We start from the raw sequence: 21362 nt of genomic DNA, 5'->3' as shown, positions 1-21362 counted from the left end.
TCGAAAGGAACTTGAAGAAACAAAGCTAGAACGTGACATCTTAAAAAAGGTGGTAGGCATCTTCTCCAAGAGAGACGGGTAAGATATAAATATATCATCACCTAAAATCAGTAACAATAATTTCGGGTGTAACCCCTGAAGATGCCGTAATATGTGTGATGGTAGATAAATCCAAAAGAGAGGATAATGCCTTGATAGCACTATAAAGTAAACGCTACTATTTATTGCTCGTGGCATCTATGGATGACAGATGACCTTACTAAAAAATTTGTAAGGTAGAAAGAGCGAAAAAAATAGTTTATAATGCTTTATCAGAGGAACATTAATCAACAAATTATTACAATAACCAGAGAGGGTTAGATATTCGGAGTACAGCAAGGTTTTAAAAATTTCTACAACAACTTTGATGAATAGGGTCTGATAATAACCAATGATCCCGATGGGAGAGGCGAGCGGTATATGGATTTATAAACTAAAGCTAATTTTCTGAAGATGGATGAGTTGTTACGAGTAAGCAGAAGTTGCTTTTACTATACAGGAAGCAAGAAAAACCGCTAAAATCTTTTAATGTAACCAATCTAAAAAACAGCGGCTATATAAACTTTGTCTCAAAAAAGTTGCGAGTTCAAGGAAGAGGCTATCTATCTTTTGAGACAGTCTCTTTTATTTGTAAAAAGAACATCATCAATACACGATGGATAATCAGAGTATAGGAAATAAATTACACTCGCTTACCATTAAATATTTACCATATTCATGGTATTTTTTACTGTCAACAGAGTATATAATTTAGCATCAAATTCAAAACGGAATCCGAAAAGTTTTGAGTAGGAAAAATTAAAATCAAATATTATGAAAAATTTTAAAAAAATGTCAAAAGAAAGTTTAAAATTTATTACTGGGGGAATAAATACTCAAACTCTTGGTGACTGGATGTGTGAACCGGGTAAAAAGCAAGTAAGATGTGTTGATCCCGACACAGGAACAACATCTTGGCAATGTACGCTGCATGGAGATCCAAGACTATGTATAAGAGTTATACCAGTTTAAAAACTAACTCTTTTGTTTATCTAGCTGTTACTTAAAATCATATTTTATTACTATTACCTTACCAATTTATTCAATTTTGAAAAAGAGTTTCTGAATTTCTCACATATAAAATTTTTATCAATGAAATAAATTACACAATTTTGAATTGATAATGATAAAAAGTTTATTTACTTTCAGTCTGTTTGTTTTTAGGCAACCTGAATGCTTGTTAATCTAAGGCTTCTCACTGGGTGGAGAACACGTCTTTATGACAACCATGGAAATGCTGTACATTCATAAGCAGTTATAACTTTCACTTTGGTTGTTCTGATCTTGTGAGGTAAATGTACGCAATTTTACGACATGTCTTGTTGTAATCAATATGGATTTATACAGAATAAAAAACAAAGTGGAAAGAGACTTAAAAACGTAAGGTGGAAATCTCTGCTGTAAATTACCTTAAAAAATACAGCAAAGACCTAAATACTTTTAAGTCTAAATAAAAATACTTCTTTCTTAGAAATATTAAAAATCAAAAAAAGCATATGAAAAAAATTATTCTTCTTTTTGGATTAATGTTGATAGGGCATATCTATGCACAAAGTCCATTATCCAGATTTAATGCCGTGGCTTCAGGAGCCAATGCGGTGAATTTTTCAAGTACGAGTGATGGGAATCCTACCTCATTTTTATGGGAATTTACAGGAGGTACCCCATCTTCCTCAACCATTTTAAATCCCAGTGTGTCATATTCTGCAGCAGGAATATATACCGCTAAACTTACTGTTACCAATGCTTCGGGAAGTTCGGTTTCTGTAAGAACGGTAAAAGTTTCAGCAGCAAATATTCTGGATTTAGGTTCCGGAAGAAATGATGATGGAACTTTAATGTCTGATGCAAGTATTCCTGACCCTGACTGGACTTATACAGATCCGAATGGAGTTGTGAGTACACCTGTTACACGTTATGCAGCAACTGCAGCAGGCTGGTCTTCGGCATCAACAGGAGGTGTTGCAGGAATTACAAGATGGATCACGGGAAATAATGTGATAACCGGAGATCACTATTATGTAAGTAAAGAGTTTGAGATACCTGCAGGAGTGTCAACTGCCGTTTTGAACTTAAGATCATTATCTTTTGTTAGAAACTGGACATATCTGGTGAAAAAAAATGCAGACGGAACAGACACTGATACTCAAATTACAGCTACGACTTGGATGAGTGACGGAGCTAAGGGGTGGCTGAATTCCAGAAGCCCGGAAGTTGTTAATTATCCTTTGGCTCCTGGAAAATATTATATAAAAGTAAAGTCCTATACTAATAATACAGGTCAGAGACAGGCTATAGATGTTAATGCCAATGTAAATTTCGGATATGGATTTACGTTTTCGCCAATTGCTGAGTTTTCTGCAACATCTACTTCCACTTTTACAGGAAGTAATGTGCAGTTTACTAATCTTTCACAAGATACGCCGATATCAACTTTATGGAATTTCGAGGATGGAGCTAATGTATTTACTTCAACTCAAAACAATCCTGTTGTAGCATTTTCTACAGTGGGGAATCATTATGCGGAATTAAGTGCAGATTATGGCAATAGTTTGATCTCATCATTGAAAATTGATAATTATGTTCAGACCAGCCAGATTGATGCACCAGTAGTTTCTGTTATACAACCTAATTGTAATGTTTCATCAGGATCTATTACTGTAACCTCTCCACTTTCGGGAGTTACTTACAGTTTTGATAATGGAAATACTTTCCAGATATCAAATACTATTTCAGGATTATCTTCAGGAAATTATCAGGTAAAAGTGAAAAATCAGCAGGGTGCTGTTTCACAAGCTACAAATGTTACTATAAATTCTGCTCCTGCCGTTCCTATGATACCGGTGATTACAATTACCCAACCTACATGTACTGTTAGTACAGGAGGTGTTACGGTAACTTCTCCGGCTTTAGGAGTGGAGTATAGCTTTGACGGAGGTGTAACTTACCAAACCTCAAATACAAAGAGTGGTTTACAGGCAGGAACTTATCAGATTACGGTTAAAAATAGCAATGGGTGTACCTCTGTGACAAGTGCAACTATTAATGCTGTAGACTGCAGAGACTGGACCAAAGCACCTAACAGTTATGTTTTTGATCCTAATCAAAATAATGATGGGTTCTATATTCCTGTAAAAAAAGCCTATGCAATGTGGAAGGATCAAAATGGATTATTAAACGATGCTACAGCACTTGATGGTACACCAACAGCAGAAGTATACTGGGAGGATGTCGCAGGTTTGATTCGTTCTACAAATTATAATCTTGTAGTAGATGGTTCAGGAGAGAATGCAAGGATCAAAGTAGAAATAGATAAGGCAAAAGGCGAAGGAAATGCGGTTGTTGCATTAAAGATCAGCAATAAAATTATTTGGAGCTGGCATGTTTGGGTTACGGATGATCCGTCTAGCGGGGTAACCTATGGAAATATTAGAGCAGGTGCAGAAACAGCAAGTTATCTGGATAATGGGGTTGTAAAAAAGTTCACTCCAAAATGGATGGACAGAAATCTTGGTGCTACAAACAAAGATTTTGTAGGATATAACTGGGATAAATCCGGTGGATTAATGTACCAATGGGGAAGAAAAGACCCTTTTCCTGCTTTTGAATATAAAGATAGCTCGAAATATGAGATCAGTGGAACTATAGGTACAAAAAAACACTTGTATGATTATACCGGAAATGGTACTACGGATAAAATAACGAGTATGCAAAGACCTTATAGTGATATTAATAGTAATATTAAGTATTCTATAAATAATCCTTTAAATCTTATCTTTACAAATGTAGTAGCTGGACATGCATGGTTTGTTCAAAACATAGGAACGGATAATACTACAAGAAAAAAATCAGATCTTTGGGGAGATAACTCTCAGCTTGCTACCAATACAGCAGGAAGCACTGTCAATATATACCAGCGAAAAACGTCCTATGATCCTTGTCCAAACAAATGGAGAGTACCGTCTTTTCTCAACAATACCTTTGCAACAACAGTTAGCAATACTTTTTCCCCTTGGGGAAGAGATGGAGGAAGTCCGGCTAATGACTTAGCATCTTTTGTGAATACAAAACCTACAACGGAAAATGCAGCATTAAAAGGAATAAAAATTTATGCCAATTTAGGAATGGATTTTACGAATACCTATATAGGAACCACCTCAAGAAATATGGGAGTATATCCTGGTAATGGAAAATATGTAGTGGGAACTTCTACAGGCGAATTTTATCATCAGGATCCTCATGAGATTGTTGTTCAGTCTGCAACTGTTACCGCTTCATCTACTCCTTATTCATACTTTTTTTATGCATATGGAGATGCGGGTCAATTTAACTCAAAGCCTGATGTCTCATTATATCCAAATATGATTGGAAAATACTATACCTTTACTTATGAATCTGCCGGTTTATCAGGAGCCATGGCTTGCCGTTGTATAGAAGATAAGTATGCAAATGAATATGACTTCCCAACCAGTTTCTTTACTAATGAGGCTATTGTAAATTATACAGAAGGAATTAAAGAACCCAATAGTTATTTAGTTACCAGAACAACTACTGAAAAGGAAATAAAAATCCCAATTAGTAAAGCATTTTCTGTTTATAATCAATATCTGTCAGATCATGGAATGCTTGATTTTAGCAATCTAAAAGTAAACGTATACTGGTCAGATAACAGATCTCTGATCTCTAACATAAAAGTGATCAATACACCAACTAGTAGAGATAATATCAAAGATGCTTATATCTCTGTAAAGGTGGCATCAGATCAATCTGGAAATGCAGTTGTTTCACTACATAACGGAAATATTTCTACTCCTGCTTACTGGAGCTGGCATATTTGGGTAACCAATACCATTGTAGATGAAGTGGCTTATCAGACAGAAGATGTATTATTACCACCCACAGCAAATTATGTAAATTTCACAAACTCTGGTGCTCAACCAATGAAAAATACATTTATGGATAGAAACCTTGGTGCTACAGATGTATTCCCGGATGTTGTTAATCCTGAATCGGTTGATAATACAAATGAGCTTCCTTTGATCAACGGTTCTGCAGGAATGCAGTACCAATGGGGTAGAAAAGACCCTATTCCTAGTTTTATTACAACTGGAGTAAACATTTCCAATGGAGCTGCAAAAACAGGAGAGTACAGTATATGGACGTCATCTGGACCGGATGCAAACGGAAATATATACCCTTCATCATTTACTGAACTTACAGGCAATACCTATGAAAATACTTATGTTAAGCAAAGAGGTACTGATTACGGAACTGTTGGAATTACGAAGGCTGAAAACATAATGAATAATCTGAAATATTCTGTGGAAAATCCACTCGCTTTTATGATTCCGGGTACAAAATACACAAACAGATCAACTTTGAACTCTTTTTACGGACAGGACTGGTTGTATTCTACACCTAATCAAATGATGGACAGATGGGGACATGCCACATCAAAATCGGTATTTGATCCATGCCCCGGAGGATGGAGAGTCCCGGATATTTCTAATGGAGTAGTAGATAATGATCCAAATGATCAGGATCATTTGGATGACAATAAAGGAAGTTCACCATGGTATAACGGCTTTTATAAGAAAAATGCATCTGTAGATCCGTTTAGAATTCACAGTATGGGTATTGCTCAGGAGGTAGATTTTGATATCAAAAATCCAACGGATATTTATAATGGTGGTGTTCCTTATTATTTAGGAAATACAATTAAAAATGCAAGCACAGTATACGGATATCAGTTTGGTATTTCAAATGACAATAATAATCCTAGTTCAAAATATAAAATCGGAAATTATCCTGTGACGGGGTACAGAGGTTTTAGTACCGATGGTCCCATTTCAGCTTCTATGAAATTAGGAGTTTCCGGAGTTTGGACTGCAGCATTGAGATCGGCTAATTCCTATGGAACAGCACATAACCTGACTTTTTGGACCAATAGTCTTACTTCGTCTAAGCTGACATCAATGAATGATGCGTTTATTAATCATCCAATGAATGCTATGAACGTAAGATGTGTGAAAGAAGAGTCGAAATTTGGACAGTTACTGGGAACAGCGTCTAATATTGGAAAAATAACAGGAAGTACTCCATCTGCGAAAAGCAGTGTGAGACAATCTGCGGATGCTGAAACGGATACTAAGATAGATGTTTATCCAAACCCATTTAATAGTTTCTTTATGGTTAAAGGAGAAAACCTGAAGTCTTATGAACTATATGATACCTCCGGAAAGTTAGTTAAACAGGGAAGTCTTAAAGAAAAGACTATTCAGGCAAATAATTTAATTAAAGGAGAATATATATTAAAAATAACAACGAATGCAAATATAATAAAAATTAAGAAAATTCTTAAAAACTAATAGAATGGCCAGCTTATTAAGCTGGCCATTCTATTAGTTTTTCACGGCTCACTCTATTGATTTGCGATGGAACGAGGGAGTTTTGTAAATATTTAAATTAGCTAAGAGACTGATAGTAATGGATGTGAAGTATTGAAGTTGTTTAAAGATAAAGGTATAGAAAATATTTTACAAATTACTGAAATTGTAATCTTCCCCAAAAACAGGCACGTATAAAAATATAGTTTCTAAATTTGGAATACTATGAAAAACAGTAAATTTTCAGAAGTTCAGATTCTAAAAATTTTGTCTGAGCAAAATCAAGGAAAAACGGTAAATGATATTTGTCTCAAAAAAGATAGCAACTCCATCTTGTCAGTGATACAACATTTATGACTACAGATAAGATCTCAAACAAATTGAGACATATATATTGGTTTCCTTCCAAAGATGTAAACGAGGTGACGAAATTGTTCTTTATACAAAAAAAGGATTTTATAAATCTGTAAACATTAATGATGGACAGAATACCTGTCATATATTCTTTTGGGGTTTAGAGAGTTTTGTTTGGAACAATTCAGGAGATTCAGCAGTATTGTTTAAATTGAATACATGGAAAACAACGAAAATGATTTAATATTTTTTCTTATATTTGATATAATAAAACGAATTAAAAACCTACATTTCAAAAGTGAGTAATTCGGTGAGTAGCCAGGTTTCAATTTCAGAAAATATCGATAAATAAAGGGATTTAAAGAATAGGTGGTTTTACCTCTCTCTCCGCTGGTTGAGAAACTAAAATAAGCTAAAACGCTGTAAACATCAATGTTTACAGCGTTTTTTGTTTTAGTGATAGTATCAAAAAAAATCAAAATAGGTCACGATTTATATGACCTATTCCGTGACCCATCTGAAAAATTTGAAAATGGGTCACGAAAAATTCAGGGAAACCCGACCAATAGGCAGTCTAACGATTGTACATCTTGCAAAAAGTGGTAACAAAAACTAAATTATTAAACAATTAAAGTTACCACATCATGAACAAAACATTCAACCTGTTATTCTTTATAAAAAAGAATAAAATCCGAACAAACGGCACCGCTCCCACCTACTTAAGAATCACGATAGATGGCAAGGCGGCGGACATTGCCGCTAAAAGGTATATCGAACCGCAGAAATGGGATGGTAAAGCGCATAAGGCACTGGGTAACTCCCAGGAGGCTAGAACGCTTAATGTCTATCTTAAGACTTTAGAGCAACAGGTTTACGATTCACACTACGTGATGTTAAAAGAGGATAACAATGTGACGGCAGTTAGTTTAAAATCTAAACTGCTTGGAACTGATATTGAGCAAAGAATGCTCATTCCTATCTTTCAAGAGCATAATGATAAAGTAGAAGCCCTGGTCGGTCACGATTTTGCTCCCGGAACATTGGAGCGTTACAAAACATCATTAAAACATACACAGGAATTCATTAACTGGAAGTATAAAATTTCTGATATCGATATCAAGGCAATTGATCATGCTTTCATTATGGATTATGATTTCTGGCTTCGCAGTGTACGTAAATGTGGAAACAATACTGCCGTGAAATACATTAAGAACTTCAAAAAAATTATCAGACTATGTATGGCACATGGCTGGCTAAACAAAGACCCTTTTCTTGGTTATAAAGCAAAGCTCAAAGCTGTAGAATGTCCATTTCTATCTAAAGAAGAAATCCAGATAATGTATGAAAAAAGAATTTGTTTCCGATAGATTGACACAAGTACGGGATGTTTTTCTTTTCTGCTGTTATACCGGTTTAGCTTATGTTAATGTGAAGGAATTGACAAAGTCTCACATCAATATCGGGATTGATGGCGAACAATGGATATTCACACGTCGTCAGAAAACCGATACCTCAACCAGAGTTCCGCTATTACCTGTAGCTAAAGAGCTGGTTTTAAGATATGAGAACCATCTGCAGTGTGTAAACTCAAATGTGAGTTTAATTGAGATTAAAATAGTGATGGAGGTATTGAATGTAATCTAGCCTTGGGACCAAGAGGAGCATATCTTCAAACACTTTTATCGATTATCTGGTTCGATTGAGCCAAATCAAGCAGGAATTAGAAACCCCATTCTTATCCAATAATTTCTTTTAGTTTGTGTCTATTGCAATTTAATTTTAAAAATTAATAAAAATCAGTAGTGAAATAGTAAGTCTTATTTTATAAAAAAATTAGAAAAACAGTGTCGAGAAGTAGGTTTTCGATTTGCAGTCAATTTCACATATTTAAAGAATTGTTTATTAACTGAATTTTACAATAATCAAGTTTCTTGAAAAAAATTGCTAATACCTATTGTTATTGATAAATGTTCGTTTATTTAAGAGTAAATGTGTTATTTTTAGATTATTTTATCAGATTTGACTTGTTAATAAATCTTAAATTTTATTAAAATTTTATAAAAAATGCATTGTGGTTTTGTGCTAAATGGTTAGTTTTGCAAAAAAATTGATACCATGAAGGTTATAAAAATTACTAACTACTTTTTTATATCGCATTAATTTCTGCGACAATCTTTAACACCATCTTTTCAATTTCTTAATATTTAATTACTACATTTTACAAAGTGTAGCATTAGATATTCTATTAATAAAACTATTACATGAAATTTATGAGAAAAGCATTAACACTATTTTTTGTTTTTTTACAATTATTTTTATTTTCCCAAACCTCAATGCTTGGTGGCGTCTCAGGGCTTGCTTTCAGGAAAAATAGTGCACAACAACAGGTCTTGACTACAGATACATTACAAGATCGTCTGATGAATTATCACTTAATAAAAGATAATTATGAGAATATTTTTAAAAAGCTTAATACAGGCTTAAATCAACCTACTTTTTTTATTGTTGGAAATAAATTTGGAGGAAATGAAAATAAAGTATACGCCAAGATAGGAAGCTCGGTGATTAGTACTCTTGGAATTGTGGATTTTAGTGATTCGTTAAAAATAACCAATCAGGAGATTAATGCCAAAATCTTGACCTTCTCTAAAAAAGATGTCAATAAAAAGATTAATCCTATTGTTTTTTTTAGCAAGAGATCAGACAAAAAAATACTTATTCCCGAAGTTCTTGTGTTTGATAAAAACCTTTCTGATACGGAAATGCAGAAAGTTGAGACATTCTTATCCATAAAGTACGGAATTATGATCAACGATATATCAGAGAAAAACTATATGTCTTCAGTGGGACAAATATTATGGGATTCTAAGAAAAATAAAAATTATAATAATCGCATTACTGGGATAGGAAGAGATGATGCTTTTGAGCTTTATCAAAAACAGTCAAAAAATTCTAACAAAGGAAATGTTGCTATAGCCTTAGATAGCTTAAAGCTTACCAATAATTTTAATACCGGAGTTATTGAAAATCAGAATTTTTTATTGTGGGGAGACAATAGTCAGGCACTAGAGTTTAAAGAAGTTGATTTGCTTTCACAACACCCTAGAAGAGATATGTATAGGATGTGGAAAGTTCAGAATAAAAGAACAAATAATCAATATTTGACTACCAATCTATATGCCGTTTTACCGGCTCAGCCTTCCGGAATATCAGTTAAGCTAAGGTTGTTTCAAAATGAAAATAACTATCAGAATGATATATCTACAGATATTGTTGGTAAGAAAATCAACGATACTTTGTATGTATTTAAAAATATTTTATGGAATATTGATAATGACGAAATTGATTATTTTACTTTTAGTTTAGATGATAGTCAAAGTGATATTAATGTTCAATTGGTTAGTAGCTGTGAAGAATTGGGAAATAATTTGGTGAAAATTTCTGTTCCGGGAAATCTTCCACCTTTCGAGTATTCTCTACAAAGTTTAACAACGAATCAAATGGTTGTAAGTAATGCACAATCTACTTCTAGCCCTATTGTTTTTAATAACCTTACTCCTGATAACTATAAATTAAATATCTATAAGCAAGGATATACAAGTATTATAAGAACATTTGACCTGCAGGGGATTATTAATCAAAATATTGATTCTAATTACCTTTGGCAAGGAGTGCCAATCGAACTGGATTTGAATACCAACTCTTTCCAATATACTTTGATAGCTCCAAATGGACAGACTACAAATGTTGCGCCCTATATGCTTAATGGAACGGGTAATTATCAATTGAAAATTAAAAATAAATTAGGGTGTGAGGTCATTAAGAGTTTGTCTGTACTTAGCCCGACGGATTATGCATCTCTTCAGAATAATTCTTTATTTAAAAAAATCACAGTGTCACCTAACCCATCTCGAGATGGAAATATCAGTATTAGAGTAGAATTAAAATCTGCAAAACCTCTAACTGTTAAAATATTTAATGGGCTTGGGATACTCGTTAAACAAGGTGAATATAGTTCTGCGTCAGAATTTACAATTCCGATGTCTATTCCACCTGTTGTAGGATATTACAACATAAAAATATTTATTCCTGAAGAAGGAAAAGGTGTCAATTTCATTATTTATTAAAAAGCTAACTACCTATAATTTATCATGAGAAAAAGATTTTTCTTCAATATTAAACATATTGATTTAGTGCCGGTTTTCATACCTGTTATTCTTTCTTTGTGTAGCTGGACTATTTATAAGGTTACCCATAAAGACGCAAAGAAAGTATCTTCTACAAGTCAGTATGTAAATCCTTTTAAAATCAATTGCGACTTTTTAAAACCAATTTCTAACTCTGCTACACAAAAAAGAGGAACTTCGATATTCGGGACATTTATTTTACCAACAGATTCTGCATCTGCATCTACAGTGATAGCAAATGATAAAATCAAAAATATAATGCTACCTGCTCAGCCGACAATTTTATTCTATAATGATAAAGCTTTGGTGAATGCTGGGTTTATAGGTGAGATTGGGAATAGAGATGCCAAATATTGGGACTCTGACCCATCAGATAATATTTTTAATGTTCAGCTATCGAATATTAACAAGAACAGTTCTTATACATTATCTTATGATGTTGATGGTTATTCTGATATCAATTCAGTTACAAGAAGTGTTAATGGAAGCTATGCAATTGGCGGCTACATCAAAGAGAAAAAGTCGGGATGGACAGAAGTTAGCGAAAAAATTGATCCTGCACTTTTAAAAGAAGGTGATAACTTTGTTCTTTTTAATGCATTAAATAAAGGTGATTATTATACCATTAAAAATGTCCGAATTACTGAAAATAAAGTTGATAATAAAAAACCATATCAAATAGTATCAGAAATTTATAAAGACAAAGTCTTGTATATTCGAGGTTTTTTTAATGCTAATTCATCAATTGGGTCAGTCGAAGTAGGAGGACAGAAAGCTGAAGTGCATGGAAATGAATTTGAATATTTGTCGTTAGAAGAAAATAAAGAGCCTGAAGTAAGTGTCAAGTTTATAAAAAATGATAACAGTGCTTATCAAGAAGTACTTTCTAAAGATAATACGGATAAGGCATCAGAAACCAATTCTTACAGAGAACTAAATAACAATATTGTTTATAGAAATGAGACAGGGGTTGTATTAGGTCTTAGAAATATAGACTTGCCTCCTGTTGAACGCTCAATCACTAATGTTAGTAAAGATTATTACGGTTTTAGGTTTAAAGGAAAAGCTATGGAAGAAACTGTAGTACATCTTCCATACGATGAAACTGAACTACCTAATGGATATACTGAAAATGATATTTCTACTTTTAAATTTGATTATACAAAGAAAGCTTGGATTTCAGTTGATATAGACAGTGTTAATACCAAAAAAAAATATGTAGTTTTCAAAGCATTATTTGGAAATGAAACTAATTATATAAACGGGGTTATAAAACAACCGGAGAGTCCCGAAACCAGCGCCTTCACGCCTACAACCGTAAATGACGTTCCTATTGCTAATCCTGCGTCTAAAATCAATATGATTTCACCGCCTAGTGCTAATCAGCAAGGATCAGCGGTAGTTCAGTATCCCATTGAAATTCCTAAAGGAACCAGCGGTCTTCAACCTAGTATAGCTGTTACTTATAATAGTGATAATAAATCTGGCTGGGCAGGAACAGGTTGGGACATTCCTGTTGAGACCATAGAAATCGATACCCGATGGGGAGTTCCTGCTTTTGATCCATTGAAAGAAAGTGAAATTTATTCTATCGGGGGAGAGCAATTGGTATTTAAAGATGATTATTTACCAAATAAGGTTCAATTTCAGGAAAATAGGAGTTCTGCAGATACAAGATTTTATTTTAGAATGGGTGTTACAGAAGGTTTATATATAACAAGAAAAGGTAATACACCGTCATCATATACTTGGGAAATATTAGATAAGGATGGAGTAAAGAAAGAATACAAGGAAGTATTGACCGATAATTCAGCTTCTAATTCTACAGGTAACAGGATCAGATGGTATTTAACACAGGTAACAGACCGTTATAATAATACTATTGTTTATCAATATGCAGATTCTTTCGAAGGAGGAGGAAAAGGTAAATACCTGTCAAGTATTACTTATGGTAATAATACAGTCATTACTTTTGAAAATGAACCGGGGGTTAGAGCGGACCGAACTTTTAGTTATAAATTAGGAGTTAAACTTACGGATGCTAAAATTTTAAATAAAATTGCTGTTTACAGAGCAAATATAAAAATTAGAGAATATCAGCTTTTCAATACAACACTCGGACAATTCAATAAAAGACTTTTAACAGCAATTACACAAAAAGATGGAAATGGTAATGAGTTTAATACCCATAGATTTTCTTATAATAAAGTAAGGATTTTTGAAGACCAGCCTCAAACATACAATGCGGGAATTGATGTTGGTAATGTTGGACCTTTTAACGGGGCAAACGCTTCTGCAATTAGTGGAGATTTTAGCGATAATATTAATAAAATTAGAGGTTCTCTCAATATAGGAAGTGGTTCCGGATGCTTTTTTATAGGTTTTAATAAAAAAAATACGGTTGGGATCAATATGTCTTACAGCGAGAATAAGACCTATGGGAAAAGCCAGTTGATGGATATTGACGGAAACGGATTGCCGGATAAGGTTTTTTATGGAGGGAACGGAAACTTATGGTTTAGAAAACATTACGGATCAGGTTTTGGAGGTGTTTCCAGTTCGGTGGACTGGCCAACAGGAACACCACTTTCAAAAACGAGTTCTTATGTGGGATCTGCCGGAGTAGAATTTGTTTATAAAAACTATGCCGCTGGAGCAAATATTAATTGGTCAAATAACAACACACCGGTATATTTTTCAGATGTAAATGGTGATGGTCTTGCCGACTTAATTAGCTATGGAGACGTATATTATAGCAGAATAAGAAATGGAGTGCCTGAGTTTCAGGCTCAAAAAGATAACGAACCTAACGTTACGGAAACAACTCCGAATGTTATTTTAAATGGTGTTCCTGCAGTACAAGTCATTGAGCCGGGACAAACAGGACCACAACTTTTAGGCAACATTGTGAGAATGTGGGAAGCTCCTGTATCAGGTACAATTGTATTTGATGCTAATGCAACATTAGAGCAGCAATCTGTAGATGGTGTGGACTTTTGGGTGGAGTTAGGATCTATGACTAAAGCTAACGAAGATAATTCATCTTATGTACCGGCAAATTCAACAGTATTAGGTTCTCCTGTTACATTAACAACTCCGGGGCAGCAAGCTACAATTCATCAGACTGTTGAAGTTCAAAAAGGACAAAGAATTTTTGTGATTGCCAGTGCTAAAGAAAATCCAATCAAGGATAAAATTAAATCTGAGCTCGGGATTGCTTATGTTCTTAATAGTCCAACTGACATGGCAAAAGATGCTAATGAAAATTACTATTATCGCTTTTATTCACCCGATTCCTATTTAGCGTCTAGTAGAAAGGGGAATCCTGTTGGAGAAAAAGCGAAAGTAGATATTTCTTGGGGGAATGTAGGCAGTCAGGACTTTACAGATGATATTGACTTTAAGATTTATAAAATGGTTGTTCCTAAATCGGATACAACAGGAAGTATGCAACCAAGTATTTCAAATTTAATTTATCATCATAAATTATTAAAAGGAGATGCTTTGAACACTGTAACTCCAACAAGCAATTTAATTTCGGGAGTGGATCTTTCAAATATTTTGGTAAATCAGGTAGTTTCTGATGCCACAATTACTATATTTATTTTTGATGTTTCCTCAGATACCAATGTTTCATGGGAAAAGATAAAGTGGCAACCTAAAATGGAGGTCACAACTGATACTGAGGTTCAGCAGATGAACGCTCTGGTAGAATACCATCCGTATGGCGAAAGACTTTCCAATAATCTTCCTAAAGATTTCAGTCAATATAACCAATATTCTGAATGTAGATTTTTACTATATCCAAAATTCACAAGTAGTCCTTATCAGCCACTCACGATCAATCTTCCAACGTTACATAACACTACGGTCACTTTCTCTTTAAAAATGAAAGATGGCAGTGGAAATATCCCATACTTACTCAAAAATACGGTCAATGTGGTAGATAATGTTATGGAAATTCCAAAATTTAATTTTTGTGATATATTTGGTATAAACGGAATCCCCGGGGTCCCTTATTCTCAATTGTGGCAACATTTGTTTTATTTCGAGATCACGTCATCAGATTATGAAGTTGTAAAAAAATTAGCGGAGTTAAATCCTAATATTTACAATTATAATTTTGAAACGCCACCTAACCCGCCAAGTGCAGGAGATACGGGACATAAAGCGGATTATTTTGCAGCAAGATCAAATAATGTCCATTATAACATCAATACAGGTTTAGTCTACCAAGGCTGGGGTGGCTTCTCTTATAACGGATCCAAATATAAAGGTGAGACTATCAGGGAAAGTGAGTTTAACTCGAGTTTGGCTGGTTTTAATCTGAACCTATCAAATCCTACTCTTCCTTGTTCCGGAGATCCAACTACGCAGGCTTATCAGGATTGTCTGTTCGACTATATCAGTCAGATGATGAATTCAAGATATTTCACTCCCATAGATTTAAAAGCAGATGCAGAAACATATACATCGCCTTTGGAGTCTGCAGAACTGGATCAGTATCATATGCAGCCTGCCCTTTTAGGAACTTATACAGAGCCGGACAGTGAATCTCAATATCCCGGATATTCAGTACCAAGCCCAAGAGGGATAATTAAGTATTACAAAGGAAATGGATTTAATTTATATGGCAGTGCATTTATTGTTGGAGGTAATGCCGGTAATTCAAGGGATTATACAAAAGATCATTTCGTAGATTTTAATGGGGACCGTTATCCGGATGTAGTTTCGAGTTATTCAATACAACAAACCAATCTTTTAGGGCAGTTGGGTAGTCCTTCCAATACATTTGAAAGAGAAATGTATAATACAACTACGAATTACGGATTGAGTCTGGGATTACCGGTTCCTACTAAATTTAGTAATACAGCCAACGGGGGATTCCAAACGGGTGGAGAGAAAAATACTCAAACCACAACATCTGCCAATGCCGTAGGTATTGGATTAAATGTCCAATTAGGTGTAGCTAAATCAAAAAGTAAAGCGATTTGGTTTGATATTAATGGAGATGGTTTACTGGATTTTGTATCAGATGGAACATTATATATTAATAATGGACATACTTTTGTCAGTGAATCTCATGACTGGAATATTTCTGATCTGGCAAATAATAACTCGTCATCTTTATCCGGTGGCGGAGGAATCAGCTGGCCTAATGGAAGTTTTGCTTTAGGAGTGGGCTTGTCTAAATCTATATCGAATACCAACACTGCATTTTTAGATATCAATGGAGACGGATTGGAAGATAAAATTATAAGATCAGCAAACACTTATGATATGTTGATCAATACCGGAACTTCATTTGAAAATAGTGTGATGAATGAAGATTTTGAGCTGGAAAATAAACAAAACTCATCCGGCTTTAACTTCAATTTTACAGTATGTGCTTGTTTTGGAATTAAGCTGTGTGTTAGTTTTGGATATAATAAAGATAAATCTGTTAGCAAACAAACGGTAGATTTAAGAGATTTTGATGGAGATGGTTTACCAGATTTGTTGATGTCTGATGATGAATCCAGTTTGAAAGTTTATCATAATAATTTAGGAAAAGCAAATTTACTTGCAACCATTACTAACCCGCTTCAAGGGAATATCTCGCTTGAATATGATATTCATAACAGTGGTAATTCCGGAAATCTTATTGGGGGCACTTACCAAATGCCTTTTTCGAAACTGGCATTAACAAAAGTTACGGTTTCAGATCTGCAAAGTATTACTGCAAATGGTTCGGGAACGCCTATGTCGATTAATAAGGCTAAGGTGACATTCGAATATGAAAATGGTATTCAGGACAGAAGAGAGAGAGCATTTTTAGGATTTGGTGTGGTTAAAACGATAACATATGAAGGTCAGGAAGGACAGCCATTTACTCAACATCAAACTCATGTCACTGAATATGAAACCAATTTTGATGACAGTGATTTTTATGTAAACTATAATGATACAAGAGTAAGACAATATTTTTATAAAAAAGGTTTGGTAAAGTCAACTTATCTTGTTGATGGCAACGGAAGAAAGCGCTCTGAAACTAAATATACCTATAGATATTTTGACCAACTATCCAATATGGGATACCAATTATCAGAAGCTCAGGTTCAGCCACAGTATAAGGATATAGGGAGAATTATTCCATTATTATATAAAACAGAAAATACAACTACTGAATTTGTTGGAAGCACTAGCCATAGCAAAACGTTGATATCTACGGTAGATCAGTATGATAAATATGGAAACGTGACCCAATATACGGATAGAGGTACTAATCTTACCAATACTAATGATGATATTGTAGTAACAATAGGATATCATGATCCGGGAGCTAAAAATATAGTCGGTATTCCGAGCGAACATCATGTCCTTGCAGGAGGTATTACAAGAACGACAACTTCAACAGTAAATGCTAACCGTAATATTACAAAGATATCAAGAACAATAAACGGGCAGCCGTCAGAGACCGATATGGAGTATGATATGTATGGAAACCTTAAAAAAGTAATAGAACCGGCATCTAATAATGGGCAGAGATTTATAAAAAGCTATACTTACGAAACTATATATAATACTTATTTGACAGGAGTAGTAGATTCTTATGGCCTCATAAGCTCTACACAATATGATTCGAATTATTTATTAGGAGTACCAACTGTTATGACAGATACAAATGGTATAAGCTCTTATTATACCTATGATTCATTTGGAAGGGTAACACAATATAGATCTCCTCTGGATACCGATTGGACAATTAAATTCTACTATTATCCAAATGAAGCAGTTCCGGTAGCTATTACTGAAAGAAAAGCTCCTACTGTTAACGGTGTTACACCGTCTCTTAATTATTTTAGTAGTTTATTTACCAATTTGTGGGGACAAGAGCTGGCTGGCAAAAAATTATTTAAAGCTTTGCTTAATAAATATTCTTTTGCTAACAATATCTTTCAGATTAAGGATTATTTGGGACGTCCTGTTAAAACGGTTCTTAGGGATAATGTGACAACTATTACGGGAGCAGCAAACATAATTTCTGCTTTAAAAACATATGATAATTATACCAGTACAGAAGACGCAACAGCTCAAATATTTTTAACGACCACTTATGATGAGCTTGATCGTCCGAGATTATCTACACAATACAATGTTCAGACAAATAACGGCGTGGAAAATCTCATTACTGAAAATAAGTATGGATTTGGGACTGACAGAGATGGAGTAACGCAGTTCATGACCACAACTATAAGTCCATTAGGTAATACTTCTGTTTCTTATACGGATGAAAGAGGTCGAACAACATCTGCAAAGCAAACTGATGGATCTCAGGATTTATGGATAAGTAATAAATATGATATTTTTAGTCAAGTAACTCAAGTTAAGGATCAAAATAATAATATTACAACTTATCAGTATGATGATTGGGGAAGAAATATTAAAATGATTCAGCCGGATGCAGGGGAAACGAATTATCAGTACGATGCTACAGGAAAAATAATTAGTTCAAATAATGCAAAGCTTATTGCAGCGGGGCAGTCCATTACGTATACGTATGACTATAATAGGCTTATGATGGTTAATTTTGCGCCTAATGATTTTGTGAAATACACGTATGGAGATAGTGGAGCTTCAGATTATTCTGCAGGTAGACTTACGAGTCAGTTGGATAAAACAGGCTTGCAAACATTCAGGTATACAGCGTTAGGCCAGGTAAAAGAAAATACAAGAATTATAGTAGCTCCTAATAATGCTCCTAAACAATTTAAAACTTCTTTTGTTTATGATGTATATAATAGGATTAATAAGATAACGTATCCGGATTTAGAAGAGGTATTTTACAACTATAATGAAGCTGGATTATTGAAAAATATCTATAGTAAAGCTCCTGCAAATCAGCCTTTAGTTCCGATTGTAAGTGATATTGCGTATGACAATAGAGATCAAATGGTTTCTTTTACGGCAGGAAACCAGACCCAAAGCAATTATAACTACAGTCCCTGGGGAAAACTTGCAGATTTGTCTCTAATCAATACAAGTACCAGCTCGTTAATCCGTGAAAACGAATATACATTTGATGGAAATGGCAATGTGGTGAACACAGTTGGCACAACTCCAATGGCGCATAGCTTACCGCTTGATCCTGTTACCGCATACAGTCAGAAAACTTATAAGTACGACAGCTTTAATAGACTTGAAAATTCAAGAATTAATACGATAGGGAAAGAGTATTCCCAGCGTTATGAATTGGATATGACCTATAATAGTGCAGGAAATATTGACAGTAAAAATTACAGATTAAAATCCTACCAAAATAGTGTGACATGCCAAAATCCGGGTAATCAAGGAAACGACGCTAAATATTATTATGCAGATCCGGTACACCCAAATGCTGTTTCTAAGATAGAGTATAAAAGAAATTACCAGTTCAATGCTCCTATGGACTGTGGTACGGGGTCTAACTTTCCTACGGACAATGCCGAACAGTTTGGCTATGATCCAAATGGGAACCTGCAATTGATTTATTTGGTTAATGGAAATAAATTAGATCTGTACAGACAATTATTTTGGTCTGAAACAAATAATTTGAAAGCTCTTGGAGAGCGTGGTGTATTAAGCCATTATGTGTATGATGCAGGTGGAGAGCGTGTCTTGAAAAGTGATGGAGTTTCCAAAAAAATGTATGTGAATGGGAATGATCCTAAAAATACAACACAGATGGGAGCTTATACCTATTATCCTAGTGGTTATCTGGTACTTGGTGAAAAAACAATGAGTAAACATTACTATATTGGAGATCAGCGAATTGCAACAAAAGTGAGTGGGATTCCAACACACAGATTTAAAATAGAGGAAGTCTATCCATATTATAATTTGCGTCCCGCATTGGAATCCGAGATAATGGACATCGCAAATCAGGCACAATATCCTCCTGTGGTATGGGTTCCTAACGAAGATTCGCAAGGTACTTACACACCGCCTACGAATACATTGGTCAACGAGCCCGATTGTCAGTACGCAATGGAACAGTTGCTAATGAATCTTTCTCAGGATCCAAGTAAAGAAAGTTGTTATGAAATGTTATTAGGTATATATGGAGACTTACTTTCAGGTGGAGGAAGTTTTTGTGGGGTACTTGATGATATTACTCAAAATAATCCGGATAATTGTATGGATGGTCAGATCCTTCCTGAAATAATGGACTCGGAAACCTATTGGATACATCCCGATCATTTAGGAAGTTCTTCTGTTCTTAGCAATAGTGCATCTAAAATTACCAATTGGTATGAATATATGCCTTTTGGAGAACCTTTAATGGAACTGTCTACTAGAGCATATGACAATCCATACAAATTCAATGGTAAAGAACTGGATTCCCAAACAGGATTGTATTACTATGGTGCAAGATATTATGATCCTCAGAGAAGTTTTTGGTTGTCTGTTGATCCTTTGGTAGAAATTACAATGTCGCCCTATGCTTATACTTGGAATGATCCTGTTAATTATACAGATCCAACTGGAATGATTGGGGAAAGGATTGGTGATCCTGGTGGACCTAATATCTTTAAAAAAGTATATGATTGGATATTTGGACATAAACCTAAAAACAGTCTTGTAATTGGAACAATAACATCTAGCCGTGAACCTGATCAAAGTAATTCAACAGAGTTACCATGGTATCTTAATAAAAGTGAATATGGAGGAAAACCTGTTTTGACGTTAGGAGCACATAATATTAAACTTCCATACTTAGAAAGAGAAGAATATGGAAATAATATTCTGGAAAATGGAGATACTTTTTTAAAGAACTCTCTTGGCTCAGCTTATAATGGTCTCGCATCTATGTGGAACGATGGAATGGCAGGGAAAGAAGGTGCAGCCATGATGTATGAGGGAGATAGTGATATGGAGTCTACTGTGAGACATATGTCCAGAGGGAAAATAAATGCAGTGGAAATTGAAGGATTAGCAGCATTAGCGCTTATTCATAAAGTAAGTAGAGGCGGACCTGGAGAAGGGCTAACTGGGAAAAACTGGGAATTTAATCCTATAAAAGATATTGATATGCGAGGTGGGGCAACACATTTGATGGCTTTAGAAGAAGCTTTTAAAAGAACAGGCGTTCCAAAAGAATTATTTAAAATTACAAAATGGGCAAAAGATGCGAATGGAAAATCAATACCTGTAGAATATCAGGGACCAGGAGGAGCTAGTGTAAATATGGATATACCTACATTTAATAATGTAAAGTCTGGTGGGAAATTAGGAGAAGGGCCTCATCAATCCCATATAGGATACCAAACAAGTGGCAGAGGAGCTAATAGAATAAGAGGGCATATTTTTATAGATAATATACCAGCAACAAGATAAG

Annotated in this window: 6 protein-coding genes; all 6 read left to right on the top strand. The window is 34.5% G+C overall.

Annotated elements, in window-relative coordinates; all coding sequences use genetic code 11:
* Nucleotides 1-852: 852 nt before the first annotated feature.
* The 6 genes from ABD745_RS13025 to ABD745_RS13000 all read left to right on the top strand — a co-directional run bounded on the left by ABD745_RS13025 (nt 853) and on the right by ABD745_RS13000 (nt 21361).
* On the top strand, nt 853-1050 hold the full coding sequence (locus tag ABD745_RS13025) for a bacteriocin-like protein (protein ID WP_344830520.1): 198 nt from the start codon (nt 853-855) through the stop codon (nt 1048-1050).
* A gap of 524 nt (nt 1051-1574) precedes the next feature.
* Nucleotides 1575-6446, top strand: coding sequence for a PKD domain-containing protein (locus tag ABD745_RS13020; protein ID WP_344830518.1), 4872 nt, complete (start codon nt 1575-1577; stop codon nt 6444-6446).
* Between the two features lie 1016 nt (nt 6447-7462).
* Complete coding sequence (locus ABD745_RS13015) at nt 7463-8185, top strand: phage integrase SAM-like domain and Arm DNA-binding domain-containing protein (protein ID WP_344830515.1); 723 nt, start codon at nt 7463-7465, stop codon at nt 8183-8185.
* Nucleotides 8186-8246: 61 nt separating this feature from the next.
* Nucleotides 8247-8462 (top strand): site-specific integrase, encoded by a 216-nt coding sequence (locus tag ABD745_RS13010; protein ID WP_344830512.1) that lies wholly within the window; start codon nt 8247-8249, stop codon nt 8460-8462.
* Nucleotides 8463-9088: 626 nt separating this feature from the next.
* Nucleotides 9089-10945, top strand: coding sequence for a DUF8202 domain-containing protein (locus ABD745_RS13005; RefSeq protein ID WP_344830509.1), 1857 nt, complete (start codon nt 9089-9091; stop codon nt 10943-10945).
* Between the two features lie 24 nt (nt 10946-10969).
* The gene (locus tag ABD745_RS13000) at nt 10970-21361 is read left to right on the top strand and encodes a polymorphic toxin type 47 domain-containing protein (protein ID WP_344830506.1); all 10392 of its coding nucleotides are present in this window, start codon (nt 10970-10972) and stop codon (nt 21359-21361) included.
* Nucleotide 21362: the final 1 nt, after the last annotated feature.

Source organism: Chryseobacterium ginsenosidimutans (assembly GCF_039536845.1).
Classification (GTDB): domain Bacteria; phylum Bacteroidota; class Bacteroidia; order Flavobacteriales; family Weeksellaceae; genus Chryseobacterium; species Chryseobacterium ginsenosidimutans_B.
The sequence above is the reverse complement of the archived record's forward strand: the minus strand, read 5'-3'. Positions and strand labels throughout refer to the sequence as shown.

Excerpts from the sequence above, each read along its gene's own strand:
- ABD745_RS13025 (WP_344830520.1), top strand. The coding sequence starts at position 853 with ATGAAAAATTTTAAAAAAATGTCAAAAGAAAGTTTAAAATTTATTACT.
- ABD745_RS13020 (WP_344830518.1), top strand. The coding sequence starts at position 1,575 with ATGAAAAAAATTATTCTTCTTTTTGGATTAATGTTGATAGGGCATATC.
- ABD745_RS13015 (WP_344830515.1), top strand. The coding sequence starts at position 7,463 with ATGAACAAAACATTCAACCTGTTATTCTTTATAAAAAAGAATAAAATC.
- ABD745_RS13005 (WP_344830509.1), top strand. The coding sequence starts at position 9,089 with ATGAGAAAAGCATTAACACTATTTTTTGTTTTTTTACAATTATTTTTA.
- ABD745_RS13000 (WP_344830506.1), top strand. The coding sequence starts at position 10,970 with ATGAGAAAAAGATTTTTCTTCAATATTAAACATATTGATTTAGTGCCG.